Origin of the sequence: Pseudarthrobacter sp. DSP2-3-2b1 (assembly GCF_049895945.1) — a bacterium.
Lineage (GTDB): Bacteria > Actinomycetota > Actinomycetes > Actinomycetales > Micrococcaceae > Arthrobacter.
The window spans coordinates 216155-240507 of sequence record NZ_JAFCTI010000002.1 but is presented as its reverse complement, the minus strand read 5'-3'; the positions used below and the strand labels follow the sequence as shown (position 1 = coordinate 240507).

Annotated in this window: 25 protein-coding genes, 1 other RNA gene and 1 riboswitch; of the genes, 14 read left to right on the top strand and 12 right to left on the bottom strand. The window is 63.6% G+C overall.

The features are described from left to right. Positions 1-20 precede the first annotated feature (20 nt). Positions 21-1172 carry a glycosyltransferase family 4 protein gene (locus ACP7AX_RS03715; protein ID WP_426225427.1) on the bottom strand — a complete coding sequence of 384 codons (1152 nt, stop codon included), beginning with the start codon at positions 1170-1172 and terminating at the stop codon, positions 21-23. A 996-nt stretch (positions 1173-2168) separates the two neighbouring features. Further along, on the bottom strand, positions 2169-4019 hold the full coding sequence (locus ACP7AX_RS03710; RefSeq protein ID WP_426225426.1) for a hypothetical protein: 1851 nt from the start codon (positions 4017-4019) through the stop codon (positions 2169-2171). A gap of 521 nt (positions 4020-4540) precedes the next feature. On the opposite strand from ACP7AX_RS03710, the gene ACP7AX_RS03705 reads away from it, so the two are divergent. The 14 genes from ACP7AX_RS03705 (at position 4541) to ACP7AX_RS03640 (ending at position 16141) form a co-directional block, all read left to right on the top strand. Then, positions 4541-5764 carry a CpaF family protein gene (locus ACP7AX_RS03705; RefSeq protein ID WP_426225425.1) on the top strand — a complete coding sequence of 408 codons (1224 nt, stop codon included), beginning with the start codon at positions 4541-4543 and terminating at the stop codon, positions 5762-5764. Beyond that, positions 5764-6618 carry a type II secretion system F family protein gene (locus tag ACP7AX_RS03700; RefSeq protein ID WP_426225424.1) on the top strand — a complete coding sequence of 285 codons (855 nt, stop codon included), beginning with the start codon at positions 5764-5766 and terminating at the stop codon, positions 6616-6618. Before ACP7AX_RS03705 ends, ACP7AX_RS03700 begins: the two co-directional genes overlap by 1 nt. Next, entirely contained in the window at positions 6615-7556 is a 942-nt protein-coding gene (locus ACP7AX_RS03695; protein WP_426225423.1) for a type II secretion system F family protein, read from the top strand. Before ACP7AX_RS03700 ends, ACP7AX_RS03695 begins: the two co-directional genes overlap by 4 nt. An 83-nt stretch (positions 7557-7639) precedes the next feature. After that, positions 7640-7906, top strand: coding sequence for a hypothetical protein (locus ACP7AX_RS03690; protein ID WP_426225422.1), 267 nt, complete (start codon positions 7640-7642; stop codon positions 7904-7906). A gap of 3 nt (positions 7907-7909) precedes the next feature. Beyond that, complete coding sequence (locus tag ACP7AX_RS03685; RefSeq protein WP_426225421.1) at positions 7910-8353, top strand: TadE family protein; 444 nt, start codon at positions 7910-7912, stop codon at positions 8351-8353. A 133-nt stretch (positions 8354-8486) separates the two neighbouring features. Beyond that, positions 8487-8879 carry a hypothetical protein gene (locus ACP7AX_RS03680; RefSeq protein ID WP_426225420.1) on the top strand — a complete coding sequence of 131 codons (393 nt, stop codon included), beginning with the start codon at positions 8487-8489 and terminating at the stop codon, positions 8877-8879. Positions 8880-8992: 113 nt separating this feature from the next. Next, positions 8993-9406: a pilus assembly protein TadG-related protein gene (locus ACP7AX_RS03675; protein WP_426225632.1), complete on the top strand. Its 414-nt coding sequence runs from the start codon at positions 8993-8995 to the stop codon at positions 9404-9406. Positions 9407-9459: 53 nt separating this feature from the next. Next, positions 9460-10578 (top strand): peptide chain release factor 2, encoded by a 1119-nt coding sequence (gene prfB / locus ACP7AX_RS03670; RefSeq protein WP_131682660.1) that lies wholly within the window; start codon positions 9460-9462, stop codon positions 10576-10578. A gap of 176 nt (positions 10579-10754) precedes the next feature. Beyond that, on the top strand, positions 10755-11540 hold the full coding sequence (gene ftsE, locus ACP7AX_RS03665; protein ID WP_426225419.1) for a cell division ATP-binding protein FtsE: 786 nt from the start codon (positions 10755-10757) through the stop codon (positions 11538-11540). Further along, positions 11537-12451 carry a permease-like cell division protein FtsX gene (gene ftsX, locus ACP7AX_RS03660; protein ID WP_131682658.1) on the top strand — a complete coding sequence of 305 codons (915 nt, stop codon included), beginning with the start codon at positions 11537-11539 and terminating at the stop codon, positions 12449-12451. The genes ftsE and ftsX overlap by 4 nt, the downstream gene beginning before the upstream one ends. Before the next feature lie 27 nt (positions 12452-12478). Beyond that, a complete protein-coding gene (locus tag ACP7AX_RS03655) occupies positions 12479-13906 on the top strand; it encodes a peptidoglycan DD-metalloendopeptidase family protein (RefSeq protein ID WP_426225418.1) in 1428 nt (475 codons plus the stop codon). An 87-nt stretch (positions 13907-13993) separates the two neighbouring features. After that, positions 13994-14464 carry an SsrA-binding protein SmpB gene (smpB, locus tag ACP7AX_RS03650; protein ID WP_131682656.1) on the top strand — a complete coding sequence of 157 codons (471 nt, stop codon included), beginning with the start codon at positions 13994-13996 and terminating at the stop codon, positions 14462-14464. Positions 14465-14574: 110 nt separating this feature from the next. Then, positions 14575-14948, top strand: a transfer-messenger RNA (tmRNA) gene (ssrA, locus tag ACP7AX_RS03645). A gap of 212 nt (positions 14949-15160) precedes the next feature. Further along, positions 15161-16141 carry a S1C family serine protease gene (locus ACP7AX_RS03640; RefSeq protein WP_426225417.1) on the top strand — a complete coding sequence of 327 codons (981 nt, stop codon included), beginning with the start codon at positions 15161-15163 and terminating at the stop codon, positions 16139-16141. A gap of 3 nt (positions 16142-16144) precedes the next feature. Here ACP7AX_RS03640 and ACP7AX_RS03635 read toward each other — a convergent pair whose 3' ends face one another. The 10 genes from ACP7AX_RS03635 to aroA form a co-directional block, all read right to left on the bottom strand. Beyond that, a complete protein-coding gene (locus tag ACP7AX_RS03635; RefSeq protein WP_426225416.1) occupies positions 16145-16279 on the bottom strand; it encodes a hypothetical protein in 135 nt (44 codons plus the stop codon). A gap of 81 nt (positions 16280-16360) precedes the next feature. Beyond that, positions 16361-16729: a hypothetical protein gene (locus ACP7AX_RS03630; RefSeq protein WP_426225415.1), complete on the bottom strand. Its 369-nt coding sequence runs from the start codon at positions 16727-16729 to the stop codon at positions 16361-16363. Between the two features lie 107 nt (positions 16730-16836). After that, positions 16837-17232, bottom strand: a complete 396-nt coding sequence (locus ACP7AX_RS03625) for a fluoride efflux transporter FluC (RefSeq protein ID WP_426225414.1) — start codon at positions 17230-17232, stop codon at positions 16837-16839. After that, positions 17232-17636: a fluoride efflux transporter FluC gene (locus ACP7AX_RS03620; RefSeq protein WP_426225413.1), complete on the bottom strand. Its 405-nt coding sequence runs from the start codon at positions 17634-17636 to the stop codon at positions 17232-17234. Before ACP7AX_RS03620 ends, ACP7AX_RS03625 begins: the two co-directional genes overlap by 1 nt. Before the next feature lie 11 nt (positions 17637-17647). Beyond that, entirely contained in the window at positions 17648-18364 is a 717-nt protein-coding gene (locus ACP7AX_RS03615) for a metal-dependent transcriptional regulator (protein ID WP_426225412.1), read from the bottom strand. A 26-nt stretch (positions 18365-18390) separates the two neighbouring features. After that, positions 18391-19149 carry a class I SAM-dependent methyltransferase gene (locus ACP7AX_RS03610; RefSeq protein WP_426225411.1) on the bottom strand — a complete coding sequence of 253 codons (759 nt, stop codon included), beginning with the start codon at positions 19147-19149 and terminating at the stop codon, positions 18391-18393. A gap of 92 nt (positions 19150-19241) precedes the next feature. Then, positions 19242-20669 carry an aminotransferase class V-fold PLP-dependent enzyme gene (locus tag ACP7AX_RS03605; protein WP_426225410.1) on the bottom strand — a complete coding sequence of 476 codons (1428 nt, stop codon included), beginning with the start codon at positions 20667-20669 and terminating at the stop codon, positions 19242-19244. A gap of 36 nt (positions 20670-20705) precedes the next feature. Next, positions 20706-20819: riboswitch (SAM riboswitch) on the bottom strand. A gap of 169 nt (positions 20820-20988) precedes the next feature. Next, complete coding sequence (gene hisN / locus ACP7AX_RS03600) at positions 20989-21801, bottom strand: histidinol-phosphatase (protein ID WP_131682648.1); 813 nt, start codon at positions 21799-21801, stop codon at positions 20989-20991. Positions 21802-21855: 54 nt separating this feature from the next. Continuing rightward, positions 21856-22971: a ribosome small subunit-dependent GTPase A gene (rsgA, locus tag ACP7AX_RS03595; RefSeq protein WP_108599233.1), complete on the bottom strand. Its 1116-nt coding sequence runs from the start codon at positions 22969-22971 to the stop codon at positions 21856-21858. Continuing rightward, the gene (gene aroA, locus ACP7AX_RS03590; protein WP_426225409.1) at positions 22955-24349 is read right to left on the bottom strand and encodes a 3-phosphoshikimate 1-carboxyvinyltransferase; all 1395 of its coding nucleotides are present in this window, start codon (positions 24347-24349) and stop codon (positions 22955-22957) included. Before aroA ends, rsgA begins: the two co-directional genes overlap by 17 nt. Positions 24350-24353: the final 4 nt, after the last annotated feature.

The window sequence follows — 24353 nt, the reverse complement described above, 5'->3', positions numbered from 1 at the left end:
GAGGCGGCGTGTCGCACCGCTCAAACAATAGTCGCCGCTGAGGAGCGCTGATTCAGCGCATAACGGTACGCCTGTACGTGCACAGCGGCGCAGTGTTCCCACGTGAACTTGCGCACCTGCTCTAGTCCGAGCCTCTGGAGTTCGTCGGTCCTGGCGATGGCGTTCCGGATTGCCTCAGCGATCGCGGCAGAGTCCTGGGGATCGAACAACACAGCAGCATCGCCCACAATTTCAGGAAGCGAACCGGCGGTTGAGCTTGCCACGGGGCAGCCCGAAGCCATTGCTTCCAGAGGTGGAAGCCCGAATCCCTCGTAAAGGCTGGGAAACACCATGCATGCGGCGTGACGATAGAGTTCCCTGAGCTCGGCGAGCGGGACCAGGCCGCGGACTTCCACGTTGGCGGGAACGTCGGTTAGTTCGTCCAAGGCCCCGCCTGTGAGGATGAGGCGAAGCCCTGGATCGGTAACCATTAGCAATCGCATGGCTTCGAAAAGTCTTGTGTGGTTCTTGTGCTTCCACCCTCTTGCCGGGTACATGATGTAGGTTTCGCGCGGTCCGAAATTCGGTGTAAACTCGTCCGCATTGACTCCCAGATGGGCCGTGAAGATCTTGTCCGGTGCGATGCCGAGATGGCTGACAATGCTCTCTTTGGCAAAGTCGCTGATTGTCACGATCGCGTCCGCGTCGCGTGCCGCTCTCTCATAGAAGACCTTGCGGTACAACTTGTCAGCGGTGCCGAACAGTTCGGGGAGGTCGAGATGCTGAACGTCTAACAGTGTCTGGACCGACGGAGTGCCCTTAGGCGGCTTCGGCAGGGGAACCGTGAACGGGACGTGGAAGACGTCCATCGGGCGCATCCTGCGCAGAATCGACCTTCTCTTTAAGAGGCCTTTGGCGAGGGTGGCCAAACGGGCAACGGTTGAGCCGCCGCCGGGCAGCCCCGGAATCACCACTTCATCCGCACCTTCGCTGAAACCACGCCCGGATTCGTTAACGTAGCAAGTTGGGTTGACTGCCGGGGAAGATCCAAGTTGGCGGATCAATTCGCGTGCGTAGGTTTCGCTGCCCCCCATTCCGCCGGGGACGAGGGTGAGCATGGAAATACCGACGTTCAAGGGGTCTGTGCGGCCGGTATGGTCGGCAGGCGAAGGGCCAGGCTCAGGGGTCATCATGCTAGACATAATAACGTTTGTCCCGGGCGCAGGCTTCTGCTGTGAGGCCCCCGCGGCCGGAGCTCCGCCTTCGATGCCGTGATCCACTTCGCTTGTCTGAAGGACTTTGGCGAATCGGTGGCTAAACTTCTCTCGTACCAACAGAACAACGTGGTGGGAGGCTCAATCTCCTGCCCTGCATAGATCGCGCCGGTATCCGTAGGCTCTTCAGGTCTTCCGCAGCGGTCCGTGGGGCCGCCGAGGAAGTGCCTCTGATCGGGCGGGTGCCGCTGAACGCCACCAATCCCAAGGTCGGACCAAAGAACCCAAAGAACAGATCGAAGACAAATTCCCTGACCTCGGAGCGGCCGGCCACGCTAGAGCATAGCCCTGCGCCGCTACTTCAATTAGTGAGCGCCCATGAGTCAGATTTGATAAGCGAAGACCCGCAGGGCAAGCAGAATTATTTGCTCTCGCAGGTCTCAAAAGTTGCTGTAGGGCACCGAGACTAGGCGACGACCCTCGGTAGCGACTGCCCGACGCCATACGGGACGGGCGCACATGAATACATCCATTTCATTGACTTGTCTGCGCGCGGCCTTGCGTCCCTTGGCTTTCCTCGCTGAAAGGAAGGGTATTGTCCGTTGGAACCCAGGAACAGGCCCGCTGATATCTAGTACTTGAGGTCATCAACGCCTTTGTGGAGGCAGTCTGGCGACTGCTTCCTTTGAGTCCGGGGGATCGTCGCCCGGGAGACTCTGCGGTTAGCTATGGACACCCCCCGTCAGTTGCGTTGGGCGACCCGGGCAGGTCCGCAGCCGGGCCCTCGAGCAGATGTGCTGAGCCTCTGGCGCTGGAAGGATTAAATCCAGTGGGATACCAGGTGCAGCCTTGAAAGGTCAGCCGATGGCGGAGCACGCCGCCCGTAATTGCATGTTCGTGACTTATAAGTCGATAATGACTCAATTTCTGGCCGAGCCTGACTGATTATCCACGATTCCCGGTAGTCGCTAACTTCTAGTTGAGGCTGGACAACCTCGAAAGTTTCGATTCATCAAAGCCACTCGATTGCAGGAAGTCGCGCAGTTTTCTGTCGAGAACAATAGAAACGTGTGGGTCGGCGTCGAGGATATTTTCCGCGGCACGCCCCAGGTTCCCGGTATAGCCGCTGTAAAGGGGGCGCAACTCGCCGAGGACTCTATTCGTATTGTCCTTGTGCGTTCCAGTCAACGACAGGTACCAGGTAGCGGCAAGAAGTGGGTCAATCTGGTCGAAGCTGGTGACGAAAACGGCATCTCCCTGGTCGGACGTGTAGGCGCTAGCGGCCTGGAAAAGCTCGGTGGCGGCCGGGCCGTTGGTGAGGGTTTTGGAGGTGATGGTCGCCATACCTTTCTGGTAAGGCGCCAGCGGATCCATGCCCAGGGGCCTAGTGTCGGGGACTGTAAGCCCAAAGACCTGTGTAGATGCCAGCGCCGTCAACACTGACATAATCGCAAGTTCACGAGGGTTCACGTATTTGTGTGTCGTCAGCCAGCGGTCCGCTAATGCAGTTACGGTGATGCAGGCAACAAGAGGCAAGAGCAGTTCGACTGCCAATGCAAGCTTAAGAGAGTAGTAGTTGACGCTTCCCATACTGACAATCTGGTATGCGCCCATCGCAATAACTGCAACGAGTCCTACTGCGGGTACTAGAACCAGCCTCGCGGCAGCGTGTCTGTCTCCCAGGCCATTGAAGAACTGTCTCGGACTACCATGGACAAGCAGCATCGATGAGGCGACGGCCACCAGGAGGGTTGCGATTTCCACTCCGTGAGTCGAACTTTGAATTCTCCCCCCCGCGGTAACCACAGTCTCGGTTCCGATACGGGAAATTTGCTGGGCGATGAGAACCATGCCTACGACAGCTCCGACAACTGATCCGAGATTCACCACCCAGCACCTTTTGCTTGCCTGCCACCGCGAAGTGATCCACGGGTGAACCGCCAAAACTAGGGCTGGCACGGCCAGCAGCAGGAGCAAGGACCAGGTATTGGCTATCCCCACGACCGACGCGGCAGCAGCGGCGAAAATCACTGGCGTAGCCAGCGACTCTGCGAATGCCGCGATCAACATAAATGAAGCGAGGAGTGCAACACCCAGTAGGAAGTTCTGGAATGCAAAGAACGTCGCATGGGCGGCGGTACCGAAAGTCCAGGCAGTGATCACGAAAACTACAAATGGTGCACTCACCAGCGGGCGCCGTCGGATCCAAGGTATCGATGTGAGGCAGGCTGCTACGAGCATAGTCGAGGCCACCGCCACCAGTGAACTTAATCGGCTGTAGGTTACCAGTTCCTTTGCCAGCGTTCCCTTTTCGGGTCCGACTACCAGGTCGGCCATAGTGGCAACGGCAGCGTGAAAGCCCTGAGGATACTCCATGAAGCTCCACACTTTGCCTCCCCCGGGGAGAGCTGCCATTGGGATGACTGTTCCATGTTCCCGGAGCATGAAATACATATCGAAGTGTGACGAGTTGTCCCAACTTGACAGTAAGACACCCAAAGCTTGCGGCCCCGTGAAGACCAAGAAATAGGGAGCCAGAGCAACGATGGATAGAATGCCAGCAACCAAAATCAGGTAGTCGGCCTTGTTCACGACCGGTAAAAAGGATGACAAGACCGCCTTGCGACGGCTGGATGTTACAACTCGAACCGTGAGACCGGACAAGAGTGCGGCAAAAAGCAGATGGCCCCAGCTGAACAAGCCTTCAGTTCGGGGCACCCACCAGAGCATGGGAACCGCTCCGAAGTACAGGGCGCAACCCATAATTATTCGCCCGGCCAAGTGCTTTGACGTCGGCACAGCGAGCCCAAGCAGTGCTGTCGCCATCAGCAGTCCCCAGCCCCGGAGAACACCGAGATGCCCGAGGAACAGGCATGCTGCCAGCACAGATAATCCGACGCCCAACCCCAGCACTCCGCGCGATGCCCTTGACTTTTCAGCCTGAAGCGGACGCGAAAGACGGCGCGAGGGGAGGACTTCGGGTTGAGGCACGTAGACTCCGTGGGTTGAGTGCAGGAGGGCTTCCAGTTTGATCAGTGCTTTGCAGAGGGACTGTTAGGCCCTGCAATTCGCCCATTTTTGATTCGGGGCAATAGCCGGCACTCATCGAAGGCAAGCTTCGGCCTAGCTTCCTGAATGGTGCTACTTGTCCGAATCTTGCATGAGGGGCCAAGAGTCATACTATCTCCGTGGTCACCGAGCGCAGCATTCGAGAGCCGAGGTCCGACCTCCGTGGCGGATTGTTATCCACAACCCGCACGATATGACTTTGACGCATGGCCTATGCTCCTTAAGCTGTAGCCAGTTGGACTGCCTCCGCCGGGGGCGGCAGTTGTATTGGGGAACTCATGGATGCAGTGCGCATCGTGGAGGACGAAGTCCGCGAGCTGATACGTCGTCGCGGCCTGGATCCCTCGCGGCAGGCTGGCGAAGTCCGCCGCCTGGTCGAGGCAGCCGTCAGCGACTACGACGAGCGCGCACTCATGGGCCCGCTCCCTCCGATCGGCCCGCTGGACGCCGCCCGCAGGTTCGTTTTCGACGCGGTTGCCGGGTTCGGTGTGCTTCAGCCCCTGCTGGACGATCCGTCCATCGAGGAAGTCTGGATTAACGCCCCCAACGAGATATACGTAGCGAGGAACGGCGAATCAGAGCTGACCTCCCTCAGCCTCACAGACCAGCAGGTGCGCGATCTCGTGGAGCGGATGCTCAAGAGTTCCGGCCGACGCCTGGACATGTCTTCCCCTTTCGTGGATGCCGCGTTGCCGGACGGTTCCAGACTCCACGTCGTCATTCCGGACGTAACACGCCGGCACTGGGCCGTAAACATCCGGAAATTCGTCGTGAAAGCCAGCCGGCTTGAGCATCTCGTCGAGTTGGGCACATTGACGCCGCAGTCAGCCCGCTTTCTGGGTGCCGCCGTCTCCAGCGGACTCAACATCCTTGTCTCAGGGGCAACCCAGGCCGGCAAGACCACCATGCTCAATTGCCTGGCCGCCAGCATAGGCAGCCGCGAACGGGTCATCACGGTCGAGGAGATTTTTGAACTCCAGTTTCCGCTCCGGGATGTGGTGGGCCTTCAGTGCAGGCAACCCAACCTGGAAGGTGAAGGCGAGATTCCGCTGCGCCGTCTTGTTAAGGAAGCGCTCAGGATGCGCCCGGACCGCCTGGTGGTGGGTGAAGTCCGGGAAGCGGAAAGCCTGGACATGTTGATTGCTTTGAATAGTGGGTTGCCTGGGATGTGCACCGTCCATGCAAACTCGGCTCACGACGCCGTCACGAAGATCTGCACGCTTCCGTTGCTCGCCGGCGAAAACATCTCAAGCGCTTTTGTCGTGCCCACTGTGGCGTCCTGCATCGACCTCGTGGTCCACTGCAGCCGTCACGCCAATGGCCGCCGGCAGGTGACAGAAATATTGTCACTTGGCCGGCGAGTAGAGAACGGCATCATCGAATCGGCCATGATTTTCGCCATGACGGACGGCCAACTCCAGCCGCGGGCCAATTCGATGCCAGCCCCTGAGAAGTTCGCACGCGCAGGGTTCGACGTCGCGGCGCTGCTGGAACCGCGCTGATGGCACCTTTCTTCGGGGTGCTGGCCGGCGCCGGGCTTTTCCTCATCTGGTGGTCCTTCTGGGACAAGCCGCCAGCGGTCGACCGGGGCCCGCGGGTCAGCCGCCTGCAGGATCTACTGGCCTCCGCCGGAATTGAAAAGGTCAGCGGGGCGGGGCTTATTGCCACCTGCGTGGGCTTGGGCGTCTTCGTGGCGCTGATCTTCTTTGTGGTCAGCCGCTCATGGCCGATCTCGGCCTGTTTCGGCCTGTTCGGTGCGTGGCTGCCCATCAGCGTGGTCCGCTGGCGGGCAGCAAGAAGGACCTCCGTACTCAGACAGCTCTGGCCCGATGTCGTTGACCATCTGCGTTCCGCTATCCGCGCCGGACTCTCGTTGCCGGAGGCACTCATCCAACTGGGGGAGAAGGGGCCGGAGGAACTGCGGCACGTCTTCAGCGATTTTGGCGCCGATTACCGGGCAGGCGGCCAGTTTGATGCCGCAATTAACCGGCTCAAGGACCGGCTCGCCGATCCGGTGGCGGACCGCATCGTCGAGGCGCTCAGGCTGGCCCGCGAAGTGGGCGGCTCAGATCTGGGCAAGATGCTGGGCACGCTCGCCGAATTTCTCCGGGAAAATGCCCGCACCCGTAGCGAACTCGAGGCTCGGCAATCCTGGACCGTCAACGCTGCCCGGCTCGCCGTTGCTGCTCCCTGGATTGTCATGATGCTGCTGGCCACCCGCCCGGAGGCAGTGCACGCGTACAACACGCCCATGGGAGCGGGAGTACTTCTGGGCGGACTGGTTGTTTCGCTGTTCTGCTACTCCATCATGCTCCGCATCGGGGCGCTCCCTCAGGACGAAAGGGTGCTGCGATGAACGGAATGTCTGCGGCCGCGATCGCCTGTGGCATCGTCCTTGGAGTAGGACTGTGGCTGCTGTTCGTCCGGTTGCCGTTCATGCGGCCCCTCACATTCGTGGAGCGCATAGAGCCACAGCTGAAGTCGCAGAACCTTGAATCGCGGCTGCTCCGTTCCAGCAGCCAGAACGCCACGCCGTTCGGGCCCCTGGAACGGATAATGCGCCCATTAATTCACGACGGACTCACCGCTTTGGGGAAGCTGAACCTTGGCTCCAAGGCGCTCAGCCGCAGGCTCGCCCAGGCCGGCATCAACAAAGCCCCTGTGGATTTCCGGGCAGAACAGCTCCTTTGGGCAGCGGCCGGATTCGCCGCGGCGTTGGCAGTGGTGATACTCGGTGCGGTCGGCGGCCGGTTCAGTCCCTTCCTGGCCGTCGTGGCGGTTCTGGGAAGCGCACTGGGTGGATTCCTCTTCCGCGACTACTGGCTGGGAGTCCAGATCAGCCGGCGGGAGACGCGCATGATGGCTGAGTTTCCCAGCCTCGCTGAGTTGATGGCTCTGGCTGTCGGTGCCGGCGAAAGCGCTACGGGCGCCCTTGACCGGGTCTGCCGCAGTGCACACGGGGAACTGGCGAAGGACTTCGCCAAGATTCTCGCCGAGACCCGCGCAGGGAAACCACTGGTGGAAGCGCTGCAGGAGTTTTCCGCACGGACCGATCTCGGCCCGCTCGTACGTTTTGTCGACGGCGTCATCGTGGCGGTGGAGCGCGGCACTCCCTTGGCGGACGTGCTTCGGGCGCAAGCCCAGGACGTTCGGGACACGGCCAAACGCGACCTCATGGAATCAGCGGGCAAGAAAGAAATTGCCATGATGGTGCCGCTCGTTTTCGGAGTCCTCCCGCTGACTGTGGTCTTCGCCGTCTTCCCCGGCCTCGCGGCGATCAGCCTAGGACTGTAGCCATGACCACGGCCAAACAGTCACATCCTCGACCAGCCCTACCAACTGACCACGAAATCACTCACACACTGAATGGGACCAAAATGAAGAACCTGGGAAACTCGAGCAGCTTGATGCTCCTCGCTCTGCTGGCGGGAATGTGCGCGTGGATAAGCGCAACACCTACAGGCCGTCGATACGCACGGAGAATTGGGGCCGACCATTCCCAGGACCATCCGGAACGCGGCGACGTTCCGGGCTGGGTCATGATCACCCTGATGTCTGCCGTCCTCGTGGCGGGGCTGCTGGCCCTCGCCGGCCCCGCCTTGGAAACCATGTTCAACCAGGCTATGGACCAGGTCGGAAAGTAGGGCATGCCGCCATCCAGCCTGCCGGGCCCCGGCCGGACCTGCTCCCCCCAGCAAGGGCGGCCCGGCCGCGGCCAGCCCAGCGAAGAACGGGGCTCGGCTGTGGTGGACTTTGTGCTGGTGGGAGGACTCCTCACGATGTTCTTCCTGGCGATAATCCAGCTCACGCTGGTTCTGCATGTCCGCAACACGCTCATCGACGCGGCGGCATCAGGCGCACGCTATGGAACCCTCGCCGACCGGGGAGCGGCCGATGCGCAGGAACGGGCGGCTGCCCTAGTAGGAACGGGCTTGAATGCCGACTTTGCGCAGAGTGTCACCACGTCCGAGGTGACCTTCCAGGGCCTGCGGACGCTGGAAGTGACTATCAAGGCTCCCATGCCGGTCATCGGACTCATCGGTCCCCGGGACATGCTGGAGGTGAAAGGCCATGCAGCCATCCAACCCTAATGGCCTTCTGCCCCGCATCACCCTCAGGTTCCGTGAGGCCCTCTGTCTGCGTCTGCGCCGCGCCTACCCACAGTCAGGCCGGCCAACCCAGGACTGTAGCGGGACCGCCGGCCGGACAGAACAGGGAAGCGCGGTGGTCGAATTCACCTTCCTGGCGCTCCTCCTGATGGTTCCCCTCGTGTATTTCATCATCACCATCGGGCAACTCCAGGGTGGGTCCTTTGCGGTTGTGGGTGCGGCCGACCAGGCAGCGAAAGTCTTCGTGGCGCAGCCGGACGCTGCATCAGGCCAGGCTGCGGCGGAGCAGGCGGCCGTCATCGCGCTCGCGGATTTCGGCCACGATGCCAGCCAGGCCAGGGTCTCCACCAGTTGTAACCCCAGCGACTGCCAGGCCCCCGGGACAGCAGTGACGGTGACCGTGAATCTCACTGTGCCGCTGCCGTTCGTTCCATTCAGTGATGACTTCAGGCTCAGTGCCAGCGAGGTTGAGGCATCGTCCACGCAACTGGTCGGCAGGTTCCGGTGACCCCGGACGCGGTGACCCCGGACGCGGTGACCCCGGACGCGGTGACCCCGGACGCGGTAACCCTCGCGGCGACCGACCCGCCGGATCCCAAGCAGGGGAAAGAGGACGGCCAGATGATTGTGCTGATCATCGGCTACGTCACGCTCGCCCTGCTGGTCGTCACAGTGGTCATCGGCATCTCCAGCGTCTACCTCGAACACAAGCGTCTGTTGTCGCTGGCCGACGGCGCATCGCTCGCTGCGGCAGACAGCTACACCCTGGGTGAAGTGGCGGGCGACGACGGGACGCCCTCTGCCGTGCTGGGTTCCGGACGGGTCCGCAGCGTTGCCGCGGACTTCATCGCCAGGAGCCCGTCGTCGGCCAGGTTCGATCAGTTAGCCGTTTCGGCGGCGACCGGCAGCCCCGACGGATCCACCGCCGTCGTGGTTCTCAGCGCGGCTGTCCACCCGCCGGTGGTGAACTTCCTCGTGCCAGACGGCATCGTCATCGAAGCGGTTTCCACAGCACGGTCGCGCCTTACGCGCTGACCAGGAACAGGGGAGTCAGGCCCTCCAGTTGGATAGCGTAGGCTTAAACAACCATGGCCACTATTGATTTTCCCGCAGAAATCCGCGCTCTTCGCGCCACCTACACCTCCATCGAGCAAGTCAGCGATGTCGAGGCCTTGAAGGAAGACATCGCCGAACTGAGCGAGCGCGCCGGGGAGCCGGACCTGTGGGACGATCCCGCTGCGGCCCAGAAGATTACTTCCCGCCTGTCGCACCGCCAGTCCGAGCTTGAGCGGCTGAACAAGCTGACCGCGCGGATCGATGACCTTGAGGTACTGGTGGAGCTTGGCCAGGACGAAGAAGATGCGGACTCCATGAGCGAGGCCGCTGCGGAACTGGAATCCATACGGAAAGCTCTTAAAGAACTCGAAGTGGTGACGCTGCTTTCGGGCGAGTTCGACGAACGTGAAGCAGTGGTATCCATCCGCGCCGGGGCGGGCGGCGTTGACGCTGCCGATTTCGCCGAAATGCTGATGCGCATGTACCTGCGCTGGGCCGAACGCCATGGCTACCCCACCACCATCATGGACACCTCATACGCAGAAGAGGCCGGGCTCAAGTCCGCCACCTTCGAAGTAAAGGCACCCTACGCATTCGGCACCTTGAGCGTCGAAGCCGGAACCCACCGCCTGGTCCGCATCAGCCCCTTCGATAACCAGGGCCGCCGCCAGACGTCCTTCGCCGCCGTCGAGGTGATTCCGCTCATCGAATCAACAGATTCCATCGACATCCCGGACAACGAGATCCGCGTGGACGTGTTCAGGTCCTCCGGCCCGGGCGGCCAGTCGGTCAACACCACGGACTCCGCCGTGCGCCTCACGCACATCCCCACCGGCACCGTGGTGTCCATGCAGAACGAAAAGTCACAGCTCCAGAACCGCGCCGCAGCCCTGCGCGTCCTGCAGTCCCGCCTGCTTCTCCTTAAGAAGGAGCAGGAGGACGCGGAAAAGAAGGCCTTTGCCGGGGACGTCAAGGCCTCCTGGGGCGATCAGATGCGTTCCTACGTGCTCAACCCGTACCAGATGGTCAAGGACCTCCGCACCGAACATGAAGTGGGCAACACCTCTGCCGTGTTCGACGGCGAAATTGACGACTTCATCGACGCCGGGATCCGCTGGCGTACCGACAACCGCAATGCCGACAAGTCCTAGCTGACCTGCGGGCCCACCGGGCCTGATTCGGGCGACACACCCCCGAATCCCCCGAATAGCGGCAAAGAGACTGCGTATAGTCGAGGAGCCGGAGCTCTACTTCCCCCAAACGAAAGCCCGTGCACCGGCTGCAGATCTGGGCTGCATAAGCCATGCCCTGCAGGGTTACTAGGGCCATGATCCGATTCGAAAATGTCACCAAGGTCTACGACCAGACAGCCCGTCCTGCGCTGGACGATGTCAGCCTTGAAATTGACCGCGGTGAGTTCGCGTTCCTCGTGGGCGCTTCCGGATCCGGTAAGTCCACCTTCCTGCGGCTTGTGCTCAAGGAAGACCGCGCCTCCTCTGGCGCCGTCTATGTTGCCGGTCAGAACGTCGCCAAAATCTCCAGCTGGCGGGTGCCCAGGCTCCGCCGCGGCATCGGGGTGGTGTTCCAGGACTTCAGGCTCCTTCCGCAGAAGAATGTGTTCGCCAACGTTGCCTTCGCCATGCAGGTCATCGGCAAGAGCCGGAGCGTCATCCGGGACACCGTCCCCGAAGTCCTCAAAACGGTGGGCCTGGAGGGCAAGGAGCGCCGCATGCCCCATGAGCTTTCCGGTGGTGAGCAGCAGCGCGTCGCCATAGCCAGGGCCGTGGTCAACCGCCCCGGCATCCTGCTGGCTGACGAACCAACCGGCAACCTGGACCCCACCACCTCCATGGGCATCATGGGCGTGCTGGACAAGATCAACCAGAACGGCACCACCGTGGTCATGGCCACGCACGACGACGACATCGTCAACGAGATGCGCAAACGCGTGGTGGAACTCAAGCACGGCGTGGTCATCCGCGACGAAGCCAGGGCGCTGTACACCTCCATGATTCCGGTGGTGGGTCAATCCCGCCGGCTCAAGGATGCCAGCGGCCGCGATGAGGCGCCGCTTTCGGGCCGCGCCGGAGACGCAGGGGAGGAGCAGCGATGAGGCTCGCATTCATCCTCGGCGAGATCGGCAGCGGACTTCGCCGCAACGTCTCCATGGTGGTCTCGGTCATCCTGGTCACCTTCGTCTCCCTGACATTCGTGGGCGCCGCGGGCATGCTGCAGCTTCAGATCAACCAGATGAAGGGCTACTGGTACGACAAAGTCCAGGTAGCCATCTTCCTCTGCAGTGACGGTTCGACGGCGGCGGGTTGTGCCACAGGTCCGGTCACCCCCGAACAGCAGGAAAACCTCAAGACCCTTCTGGAATCACCCGCCGTTGCCCAGTACGTCAACGATTTCCAGTTCGAGTCCAAGGAGGAGGCCTACAAGCACTTCAAGGACCAGTTCTCGAACTCGCCCATCGTCGATTCGGTGACGCCGGACCAGCTGCCGTCCTCCTTCCGGATCAACATGAAGGATCCGGAGAAGTACCAGATCATCAGCGAGACCTTCTCCTCCCAGCCCGGTGTTGAGACCGTTATTGACCAGCGCCAGCTGCTGGAGCGTTTGTTTTCCGCGATGAATGCAGCATCCCTAGTGGCGGTCAGTATTGCCGGCGTGATGATCATCTGTGCCATCCTCCTGATCGCCACCACTATCCGGCTGTCGGCCTTCAGCCGCCGCCGTGAGACCGGGATCATGCGCCTGGTGGGCGCGTCCAAGATGGTCATCCAGCTGCCGTTCATCCTCGAAGGCGTGATTGCGGCCGTGGTCGGAGCCGCATTGGCGTCCGGCACGCTGTGGGCCGTGGCGCACTTCTTCCTGGGCGAATACCTCTCCAAGCAGTATCCGGACACCGCGTTCATCTCGCCCGGGCAGACGCTTATCCTTACACCGGCTTTGCTGATCCTTGGCGCATCTTTGGCAGGAATTTCGTCTCTCTTGACCTTACGCAGATATTTGAAGGTTTAGGCTGTGCAAACCGAACAAGGAATCCCTATGAACGTATTGCACCGAACTGCGCCCCGGCACCGGGCCGAACGCCGCCGTCCGGCGGGCCGTCTCAGCGGCATGCTGAGCGGCGTCCTGGTGCTGGTGCTTGCCGCCAGCCTCGGCGCCTCGGCCCCCGTAGCGCAGGCCGATGAGCTGGATGACAAGCGCGCCGCTCTGGAGGCGGAGGCCGCGCGGGTGCAGCAGTCCCTTGAGTTCGTGGATTCCCGGATCGCCAAGGCCGCCGGAGACCTGGTGATCTACCAGGGCCAGTTGCCCGGTGCCCAGCAGGCGCTTCTCGAAGCCCAGGGCAGGGTGGCGAGTGCGGTCAAGGAAGTTGAAGCCCTGACGGCGCGCGTTGACCTGGCGCAGCAGAACAAGGCGAAGATCACGCAGCAGCTGGAGTCTGACAAACAAAAGATTGCCGACACCAAGAAGCTGATTGGCCAGATCGCCACCCAGGCCTACAAATCCGGTGGCGTCCCATCGAACCTGACTCTTTTCTTCGGGGCGAACAACGGCAGCAGCCTGACCGAGACGATGGACCTGGCTGACCAGGCCATGCGAAGCCAGAACGCCGCCATGGACAAACTGTCCCAGCAGAGCGCCACCAACGTGAATTCCCAGGCCCGGCTCGAAGCCGTTGAAGCCGAAATCAGGGACCTCAAGGCCAAGGCCGACGCCGCTTTGGAGCGGGAGAAGGCAGCCCGTGACGAGGCTGAAGCCAAGAAGGCCCAGGTCGATCAGTTGATCGCCGACACCACCCGTCTTGATGCGGAGCTCCAGGCTGCAAAGCCGGGTATTCAAAGCCAGATGGCAGCGGTTGAGGCCAGCCAGAACGCCGTGGCGAACGAGATCGCCGAACGCGACCGCCGGCTCCGGGAAGCCTGGGAAGCCGAACAGCGCCGTCTCGCCGCGTCGGCCGCCCCCGCCGCGGCGGCCGACGCGGCGGCCCGGAACCAGCCCGCGCCGCCGCGGGTGGAATACGTTCCGGTGACCGGATCGCCGTCGGCCTTTGGCCTGCGGCACCCGTTCTCCGGCGACGTTCCCATCACCTCCGGTTTCGGCTGGCGGGCCACCCCGCCCGGAACCATCGACTTCTACGGTTCAGGTGGCTACCTGCACACCGGCATCGACTTCGGCGCCGGCTGCGGAACGCCTGTTTACGCTGCAGCGGCCGGGGAGGTTTTCTCCTCCGGCTGGAATTCCTCCGATGGCGGCGGGTTCCGGGTGAAGCTGTCCCACGGCGTGGTCCAGGGCAACTCACTGACCACCATCTATTACCACAACGCCAGCGTGGTGGTCTCGAACGGCCAGCAGGTGTCCCAGGGGCAGCTCATCGCTTACTCAGGCAGCACCGGAAACTCGACCGGCTGCCACTCGCACTTTGAAACCTGGCTCAACGGGTCCGCTGTTGACCCGATGCGGCTGCTGTAACCGCGGTCCGCGCCTGCCGTACACTGGTATGACTCCGCGCCGGACCGGCCGGAGGCAACCAGGATCCAAGAACCGAGGAGTTCCACCGTGCCCAAAGAAAGTGGCCGTAAAGTGGTGGCCACCAACCGCAAGGCCCGGCATGACTACCACGTGCTCGACACCTACGAGGCCGGGATCGCCCTCATGGGGACTGAAGTCAAGTCACTGCGCGAAGGCCACGCTTCCATGGTTGACGGTTTCTGCACGTTCTACAACGACGAACTGTGGATGGAGGGCATCCATATCCCCGAGTACAACCAGGGGAGCTGGACCAACCACTCCGCACGCCGCCGCCGGAAGCTGTTGCTGCACCGTGAAGAGCTCAACAAGATCTCGATGAAGATCCGTGAGTCCGGTTTCACCGTGGTTCCGCTCCAACTGTATTTCCTGGACGGCCGCGCCAAGGTGGAAATCGCCATTGCCCGCGGCAAGAAGGACTACGACAAGCGCCAGACGCTGCGTGAGCAGCAGGATAAACGCGAATCGCTGCGTGAGTTGCGGGAACGCAACCGCCGCTGACCCGCACCGTGCCTTTGGGAATGAAGCAGGGCACCTGATGCGTTATGATAAGTAGTCCGGCAGGGTTTTCTGAGCAATCAGAGGCTCCGCCGGGTTTGATAACAAAATACGGGGATGATCGGTTTCGACGATGTTAGTCGCGGCAGGTGAAGCGGGCCGAGGATGCAGAATTATCTCGTAAACGCTGTCTGCAAAACAATAAGTGCCAAATCTAACGATCGCACTAGCTTCGCTCTCGCTGCCTAAGCAGCCATAGCAAGCTCGTCAGCCCGAGGTTGCTATCGCCCCGGATACTGGCGTCATTTAGATAGCCACTGCTGTTTGCCTCCGTCATCGGGGTAAACGGGACTCTTAGATGACTGGGCCCGGATCAGCCACCCGTTTGCAGGATGGCTGGGGCCGAGAAACTCCAACGCGAACTGCGCCCGGAGAAGCCCTGCTAACACAACATCGGACGGGGGTTCAATTCCCCCCATCTCCACATTTTGAAATGTCGCAAGACATGCCAGAAGACCCGGACATTGCGTCCGGGTCTTTTGGCGTTAACAAGCAACAAACGGTGAGCGCTCTGCCCTGTTCACCGACGGCGTAGCCGGGCCGGGACTAGCAGGAGTGGGGCTGTGGTTGTCCACTATAGGATCCGGCGCAGCACAAGGTCTGGAAGCCGGATATGGCAAAGCAGCCAGGAGGTGCGCCATGGACCAGATGCGCGAGCCCGGTCAAACAGCGTTCGACGACGATCCCTTGGATTCGTATTCGGAGACGGTCATGCGGGTGGCTGAGACCGTCACCCCGCACGTCGCAGCAATAGAGATGACAAGCAGCCGCCGTAACGGCCGCTTCCGCATGGGAGCGGGTTCTGCTGTGCTGTTCACCGAGGACGGTTACCTCCTCACCAACTCCCACGTTGTGGCCGGCACCCACCAGGGCCACGCCTCCTTTGCGGATGGCAGCCGGACTGACCTTGAACTGGTGGGCGTGGATCCGCTGTCCGATCTCGCGGTGGTCCACGGCAGGGCACCGAAAGTTTCGCCAGCACAGTTCGGCGACGCCGAGTCGCTCCGGGTAGGCCAGCTGGTCATTGCCGTGGGCAATCCGCTGGGTCTGGCCGGATCAGTGACTGCGGGTGTCGTCAGCGGACTGGGCCGGGCCATTCCCGTCTGGTCGGGCGGAAACCGGCGCGTGATCGAAGACGTTATACAGACAGACGCCGCCCTGAACCCAGGCAGTTCAGGTGGTGCGTTGGCCGACGCGCACAGCCGCATCGTGGGAATCAACACAGCAGTGGCCGGCGCTGGGCTGGGCCTTGCCGTGCCAATCAACACCACAACCCGGCGCATCATCTCAGCGCTCCTGAAGGACGGAAGGGTAAAGCGCGCTTACCTGGGTGTTGTCAGCACCCCCATCCGCCTCACCGCCAGTGCTGTGATCCGCACCGGCCAACGGGACGGGCTCAGGGTGGTGGAGGTCCTGGCCGGTTCACCGGCAGACCGTGCCGGCCTGCAAGCCGGGGACATCATCATGACAGCCGGAAGCCGCCCCGTCAGCAACGCGGAAAGCCTGCAGAAACTGCTGTTCGCCGATGCGATCGGCCAGCCGCTGCAGATCAGCGTGCTGAGGGACGGCAAGGAATTGAATCTGGCTGCCGTCCCGGAAGAGATGGCACAGAACGGGTGACCGCTACCGGCGCTTCTTCAGATGCGCTACCGGGTCCTGTGCGCCTTCAGGATTCTTGGCCTTCTTCTCCGCGCGTTTTTCCTTGATGGTCTTAACCGGCTTCTTCGACAGGTTCTGATGGGGGGTCTTGTCAGGCATGGGGTACTCCTTACAACAAGGGACGCAATACGTCCCTCCTCGTAAAATACCCCTGTTCCGCCCCGAAATAAATGCCCGGAATCAGTCCGGAACCGCTACGTCCGCGATGCCCACAAAACGGGTCCCGACGCCGTCGAACTCACTCCTGACCAGGCCCGGGCGGGCCTGCGGGACTTCACTGGGCGCATGGTGGCCGCAGACCACATAAGTGAATTCCGGCCACCATTTCTTAGGACGGGCCGCTTCCTCATAGCCGCAGACAGCGCACTCAAGATGGACCCACACCGGGCGCTTGCCGGTCCGGTTCGCCCGCGACTGGATCAGCCAGGCCGGCGGATTGTCCAGGATCTCACCGAGTTCGGCTTCGGTCAGGCGTTTGGGGATGCCATGGCGCTGGGCCATTTCCATCGGTACATCAAGGGCAATTGCCGCGTCGCGTCTGCTAATCATCACAGTCAACGATACGGGACGGCGCCAAACCTCCCGAGCCGCAATTACCAGGTCATCCGCAGCCGCGATGAACGAACGACGGCGGTATCAGGCTTAGGCGCGAACGGTCAGGAAGCGAGGGTTATGCCCAGAGCCGCAGCCGCACCACCGGCGGCGAGGTTTGCGCCTACGTTCAGCGCAGCAGCGCCGAACCTCGACTCTGTGAGGAGCCGGACAGTGGCCACCGTCCACGAACTGAAGGTGGTGAGCCCGCCGGCCAGGCCCGTGGCGATGGCTGCCTCCCACTCGGAACCCAGGCCGAGCCGCCCTGTGATCCCCATCGACAGCCCAATAATGAGGCACCCCGCGACGTTGACCGTGAGCGTGGCCCACGGCCAATGCCGGGGTGACCCGCTGGGGCTGTGGGCCGACCGGCGGACTGCCCGGTGGGCAAACCAGCTGTCGACGGCGAAGCGCAGCAGCGCGCCTGCCATCCCGAAGACTCCCACCAAGGCAGCGGCCATCACGAGGCAACCCGCCGCCGGTCAGCCAGCAGCCGCCCCGTCCGCCAGCCGCCCGCCGCGGCGCCAAGGCCGAGCAGCAGGGACAGCGCGAGGTAGGCAAGCCACACCGGATGATCGCCCGCCCTGGCCAGCTGGTCCATGGAGAACACCACCGCGGAAAATGTGGTGAACGATCCCAGGAGGCCCGGCCCCAGTGCGGCGCGAAGCCAGAAGGCCGTGCCGGGCCGGGCGATCCACAGCGTGGTGAACAGAGCCAGCACGAAACTGCCCGCCACATTGATGCCCAGCGTGGTCCAGGGGACCTGGCCGGCAGATTCAGGAAAAGCGATCCCCAGCCCGTAACGGAGCTCCGTGCCGGCAAATCCACCCAAAGCAACCGCCAGCCAGGCCCGCCAGTCAGGCATCCCGGCGCTCTTCATGAAACAGGTGCAAGGACACAGCCCACATGGGTGTGGTCGCTGTGAACCCACAGCGCCGCCGTCACTTCATCCGCCAGATCGTAGTCCCGGCTCCTGCCGGCGTTGCGGATCCGTACCATCAGGGCGCCGCCGAACGGCCTGCGGCCCAGGACCTCCACTTCGGCGTCGAGGTCTATTTCTTCGGCTGCCAGGTACCGCAGCAGGTCCGGATTTTCGTCGCTGATGCGCGTGATCCTGCCGGTGTGGCCTTCATCGAGTTCAGCCAGGAGGTGGGCGGGTGGCAGCAGGACCGTGCCGTCCGCCGCGGGGATCGGGTCGCCGTGGGGGTCCCGCTGGGGGTTGCCCAGCTTGGTGGCCATCCGCTCAATGAACGTGTCCGAGACCGCGTGCTCCAGCAGTTCGGCTTCATCATGGACCTCGTCCCAGCTGTAACCGAGCTCCTGCACAAGGTAGGTCTCGATCAGGCGGTGGCGGCGCACCATGGAGAGCGCAAGCCTGACGCCGGCCGGTGTGAGGGTGATGGCGCTGTACGGTTTGTGGTCAACCAGGCCCTGGTCCTTGAGCTTGCGCACCATCTCCGATACCGAGGAGTTCGCAACGCCCAGGCGCTGCGCCAGCTGCGAGGACGTGATGGGTTTGGCCTGCCACTCCGTAAAGCCGTAAATGACCTTGACGTAGTCCTCGATGGAGGAGGAGGGCGCGCTGGTCTTCACCCCTCAAGCCTACCTGCTGGCGGGCATCACGCCTTGGCTGCCCGCCAGGTCAGCGTCAGATACGGCAGGCTGATGTCGGCGTCGGCGTCGTGTCCCAGATTCTCGTGGAGGTACCAGTCGAGGTTGGCCAACACCTTGCCGCGGATTGCCTCCGTAGCACGCAGGTAGTAGCTGCGCGACTTTGTCAGCTCCATGATTTCGGCCGTGCTGAGGCTGTCTTCCCACCGGGTGACATGGCTCTCGAGGCCTTCGAACTCCGGCCCCACTACCGGCCGGAAACCAGGCTTGTAAACATCGCCCGCGTGCATGATGCGGGACAGCCGGTGAACCCACGGGATGGACGTATCCAGCTGGTTCCAGGTCAGCCCCAGCGTCCCACCGGGGCGGAGGATACGCGCCAGTTCCGTGCTCGCCGGCAGCGGATCGCACCAGTGCCACGCCTGCGCAACGCTGACGACGTCGAACGCAGAGCTGGTGAGTCCGGTCGCCTCCGCTGTCCCTTGGGTTGCGGACACCTCCGGATAGTGGGCTCGGAGCTGTCCAAGCATGTCCCCGGAAGGGTCCACCGCGGCGACTGTCAGGCCGCGCTCCAGCAGGAGGGCGGTGAACTTGCCCGTGCCGGCGCCGACGTCGACGGCGTCCCTGGCCCCGGCCGGGATCAGCCAGTCGGCTGATTCGCCGGGGTAACCGGGGCGGACCCGCTGGTAGTGTTCGCCGCCGTCCTGGAAGCTCTGGCCGAGCTCCCGGCGGCGGCCGTGATCGAGCCTGGGGCCACCCCGTGCCACGTGCGGCCTCCTTCAGCTGATGCCCATGGGTATCCTTCGAATTTACCGCATGGGAGGCAACCGCCTGATCGCGGCCAGCTGGTCAGGAAAGCTCAGTCATCAAGGCACGGTGCAGCACCGGCGGTGCCGGGTGTGTTCGGAGCCCACTCCGGGTACGTGCGGGAGTCGTTGGCCGGGACCCAGCGCCCCGAATCCACCACGTAATCCCAGCCGAGGCCCGTGCTGCGGAGCTGCTCGATGCCGGCCAGGAGCCGCTGGGCATCCTCGAGCCGGGAACCTACCCCGAAGCTCGCCCGCAGGGATCCCGAAGGAAGTCCGAGGCGCTTCAGCAGCGGGTGGGCGCAGAAGCGGCCATCCCGGAGGCCCACACCGTGCTCGGCAGAGAGGTAGGCGGCCACCAGTCCGGCATCGTAGCCGGCCACCGAGAAGTTCACGACGCCGATGGTCCCGGTTTCAGCGTCCGTATCCGAGAAGATCTGGTGGACGGTGACGCCGTCGATCTTCTGCAGCCCTTCCACCAGGAAAGCCCTGATGACTGATTCGTGGGCGTGCCAGCGTTCCTGGTCCAGTGATGCGAGGACCTGGGTAGCGCGGGCGAGGGTTGCCGCACCCAGGACGTTGGGGGAGCCGCCCTCGTGCCGCGCCGGGCCGGTGGCCCAGCTGACGCCGTCGAGCCGTGCCTCACGGACGGCGCCACCGCCGGCGAGGTGAGGTTTTCCGGCATCGAGCCAGTCCGTCCGGCCCACCAGCACACCGGCGCCGAACGGGGCGTAGAGCTTGTGGCCGGAGAAGACCACGTAGTCCACGCCGTCGGCGCTGATGTTGATCCGGCGGTGCGGAGCGAGCTGGGCGGCGTCCACCACAATCCGGGCTCCGAACTCGTGGGCCAGGGTGGCCAGTGCCCTGATGGGGAGAATTTCGCCGGTGACGTTGGAGGCGCCCGTGACGGCGAGGAGGCTGACGCTTCCCTGCTCAAATTCGGCACGGAGTGCCTCGATGGTCCCCGCGATCGTGCCGGCTGCGACAACGCTGCGGTGCGGGACACCCTGCCACGGCAGGAGGTTGGCATGGTGTTCGATGTCCAGGTAAAGCACATCCCCGGTTGGCCGTCCGTCCGTCAGCGGAAGGCAGCCGGCCAGCAGGTTGAGCGAGTCTGTGGTGTTCCGGGTAAAGATCACGGAGTCGTCAGGCCGGCCGCCCACAAAGTTACGCACGATGTTCCGCGAGTTCTCGTAGACGGAGGTGCTGATCTGCGATGCATAGCCGGCGCCGCGGTGGACGCTGGCGTAGAACGGCAGGATCTCATTCAGGTAGGCGGACACCACGGAGAGGGCCGGTGCAGAGGCGCCGTAATCCAGGTTGGCGTAGCGGACGTGGCCGCCCTGGATCAGCGGGGCCTGGATCTCAGCGCCGGTGACGGCGGACAGGGGGCGCCCGGCGATGGCGAACGGATCATTGAAAGCGGAGTTGGCTGTGTGGACTGGGGAAACGGCGTTGGGGGAGACAGTGGCAGTTGTCACGGAGACCTCACTTTGAAAGGACGCCCGTTACCCGGGAATCCGCGCTTGCCGTGTCCGTTCCGGACCGGCCTGGTCGTCACCCGGGGCACCCCACCGCGAATGGAGGGTTGCCGGCCAGCAAACCGGGGTTTAGCGCTGGCACTCGTGACCTGTTAAGAGCGTAGGACATGTCCCGCGCCGGAAAAAAGTCCAGCCAAATGTTAAGGGCTTTGTTACGCGCATTTTGAAGTGTGCGGCTTTGTCCGAAGATACGACGGCGGACGCCCCCTTGCGGAGGCGCCCGCCGTCGAATGTTCGATAAAAGGGTCCGTGTGCCGGACTAGAGGAGATCGTCCAGATCCGGATTCAGCCGTTTGAGGACCTCGGAGTGCAGGATGGAATTCGTGGCCAGGGCGTTGCCACCGAACGGCCCGTCCACCCCTTCGAGCGAGGTGAAGCGGCCGCCGGCTTCCACCACAATGGGGACCAGCGCGGCCATGTCGTACAGGTTCAGCTCAGGCTCGCAGGCGATATCCACGGAACCTTCGGCCACCATGCAGTAGGACCAGAAATCGCCGAAAGCGCGCGTGCGCCAGACATCCTCGGTCAGGCCCAGGAAGTCATCAAGGTTGCCGCGCTGCTTCCAGCCGCCCAGGCTCGAATAGGAGAGGGAGGCGTCTGACAGCTTGGACACGTCCGAGACGCGGAGCCGGGTAGCGGCTGCGAGCGACCGGCCCATGTAGGCGCCGGCACCTTTGGCGGCCCACCAGCGCTTTCCCAGGGCGGGCGCGCTGACCACTCCCACCACCGGTTCGCCTTCGTCAACGAGGGCGATCAGCGTGGCCCAGACCGGAACGCCCCTGACGAAGTTCTTGGTTCCGTCAATCGGGTCGATGATCCAGCGGCGCGATCCGTGACCGGAGCTGCCGAATTCCTCCCCGAGCACGGCATCGCGGGGACGCGAGCGGGAAAGCTGGCCGCGGATGGCTTCCTCCGCGGCTTTGTCCGCATCGGTGACCGGCGTCAGGTCAGGCTTGGTCTCGATGTGCAGGTCCTGTGCCTTGAAGCGGCTCATGGTCTGGTCATCCACGGAATCGGCCAGCACATGGGCCAGGCGCAGGTCATCGTTGTAGCTCGAAGCGGGTTGGATCATGGTTACAAACTACCGTCTCCCGGCTGCTGAGCCGGGGAGGTGGGCGTCCAGCAGCTAGCTGATGCTGCCCAGTTCCTTGGTTTCCTGGCCCTCCAGCCGGGGATCGGCGCCCAGGAGCCGCCGCAGTGATGCGAGCCGGGCCGGTCCGGTTGGGCCTGCGTTGCCGGCGGCCACCCAGGCGTCCACCCCACAGTTAACGGCGGCGGCGTTGTGCTTGCAGCCGCGTTCACAGGCGTCGGTGCCCGGCTCCAGGTCCGGGAAGGACCGCAGGATCCGGTCCGGGTCCACGTGGGCCAGGCCAAACGAGCGGATGCCGGGGGTATCGATGATCCAGCTGCCCGCCGGGGCATCGGTCAGTTTCAAGGCCAGGGCCGACGACGACGTGTGGCGGCCGCGGCCCGTCACCGCATTCACGCCGCCGGTGGCCCGTTCAGCTCCCGTGAGCGCGTTGACCATGGTGGATTTGCCTACGCCGGAGTGGCCCAGCATCACAGTCACTTTTCCGTCCAGGTGCGCCCGCAGCTGCTCCACAGCGTCGCTGTCCAGCCGCGCGGAGAGGCCGTCGTCCGAGCGGGCGTCGATACCCGATGCCGCTGAGTCTGCCGTCCGGCTGATGATGACCGGAAAGTCCAGGTGCTCGTAGTTGGACAACAGTTCAGCGGGGTCCTTGACGTCCGCCTTGGTGACGAGCAGCAGCGGCTCAATGCCGGCGTCGTATGCGGCCACGAGGGCGCGGTCGATAAAGCCGGTGCGCGGCTCAGGGTTGGCGGCGGCCACCACCACCACCAGCTGATCAGCGTTGGCCACCACGGCGCGCTCGATCGGGTCAGTGTCATCCGCGCTGCGGCGGAGCAGGGTCCGGCGGTCCTGGATCCTGACCAGCCGGGCCAGCGTGTCGGGTTCGCCGGAGACGTCCCCTACGAGGGAGACGAAGTCGCCGGCCACCACGGGGGAGCGCCGCAGCTCGCGGGCCCGCGCGGCAATGATCACGCGTTCGTCCCCGGAGCCTTCACCGACGATGGCGGTATACCTGCCGCGGTCCACGGTGATGATGCGGCCGGTGACGGCGTCGTCGTGGCTGGGCCGGTCCTTGGTCCGCGGCCGGGAGCCTTTTTTACTGGGCCGGATCCGGACATCGGACTCGTCCCAGGAATCAGTGCTGCGTGCCACTGCCGGGACCTTCCGCGGCTTCGGCTGAAGATCTGCCCTGGGCGAGCATGTCTGCCCACATCCGCGGGAACTCCGGCATGGTTTTGGCTGTGGTGGCGATGTCCTGGACCTCGATACCGGGTACCGCCAGGCCCAGGATGGCGCCCGCGGTTGCCATCCGGTGGTCGGCGTAGCTGTGGACGACGCCGGCGTGCAGCCTGGCAGGCCGGATCACCAGGCCGTCGCTGGTCTCCTCGGCATCCCCGCCGAGCCGGTTGATTTCGGTGACCAGTGCTGCGAGCCGGTCTGTCTCGTGGCCGCGCAGGTGGGCGATGCCGGTCAGCCGCGAAGGCCCGCTGGCCAGGGCACAAAGCGCCGCGACAGTGGGGGCGAGCTCGCTCGTGTCGGCAAAGTTGCCACCCTTGATCTCAGGTCCGCCGGTGACTGTAAGGACACCGTCCGCCATGCTTACTTCCGCGCCCAGGTCCGCCAGGATGCTCCGCCACAGGTCTCCCACCTGTGTGGTTCCTTCGGGCCAGTCCGGGATCCGCACCGTTCCTCCCGTGGCCAGGGCAGCGGCCAGGAAGGGACCCGCGTTGGAGAGGTCCTGTTCGATGCGCTGGTCAAAGGCGCGGATGGGTCCGGGCGCCACCACCCAGTGGTTGGGCACCGAGTCATCAACTGCCACCCCGACGCTCCGGAGCACTGCCACCGTCATGTCGATGTGGTCTAGGCTGGGCACGGGTTTGCCGACGTGCTCGAGGTGGAGTCCCTCAGCGAACCTTGCACCCACCAACAGGAGGGCCGAGACGAACTGTGACGACGCGCTGGCGTCGATCACCAGGTGGCCGCCCCGGACTTCCCCGGTGCCCTCAACGCTGAACGGCAGCGACGAGGGGGTGCCGCCGTCGTCCGCTGTCAACGTCACGCCGAGCCCCTTCAGGGCCTCGATGATGGTGCCCATGGGGCGCTTCCTGGCGTGGGGATCGCCGTCAAAGTCGCTCACGCCGTTCCGCAGTGCCGCCAGCGGCGGGACAAAACGCATCACGGTTCCTGCCAGCCCGCAGTCGATGCGCGTCCGTGACGCTGGCACCTCCTGGCTCAGGGGAACTACCTCGAGGTCCGGCCCGAATGCGCCGTCTCCGGGCACCTCGGTGATGGAGGCGCCCAACTGGCGGAGCGCGTCAATCATCAGCGCCGAATCACGGGAATGCAGGGGAGCCCGGAGCCGTGACGGGCCGTCAGCCAGCGCCGCGAGCACCAGGAACCTGTTGGTCAGGGACTTTGAACCCGGCACCGTGACAGTGGCATTGATCGGCCGGTTGGCGAAGGGGGCCGGCCAGTTCGGAACGGTGTGGGAAGAAGAAGTGACGGAAGCTGCGGGGGTGGCACCGGTCATCCGT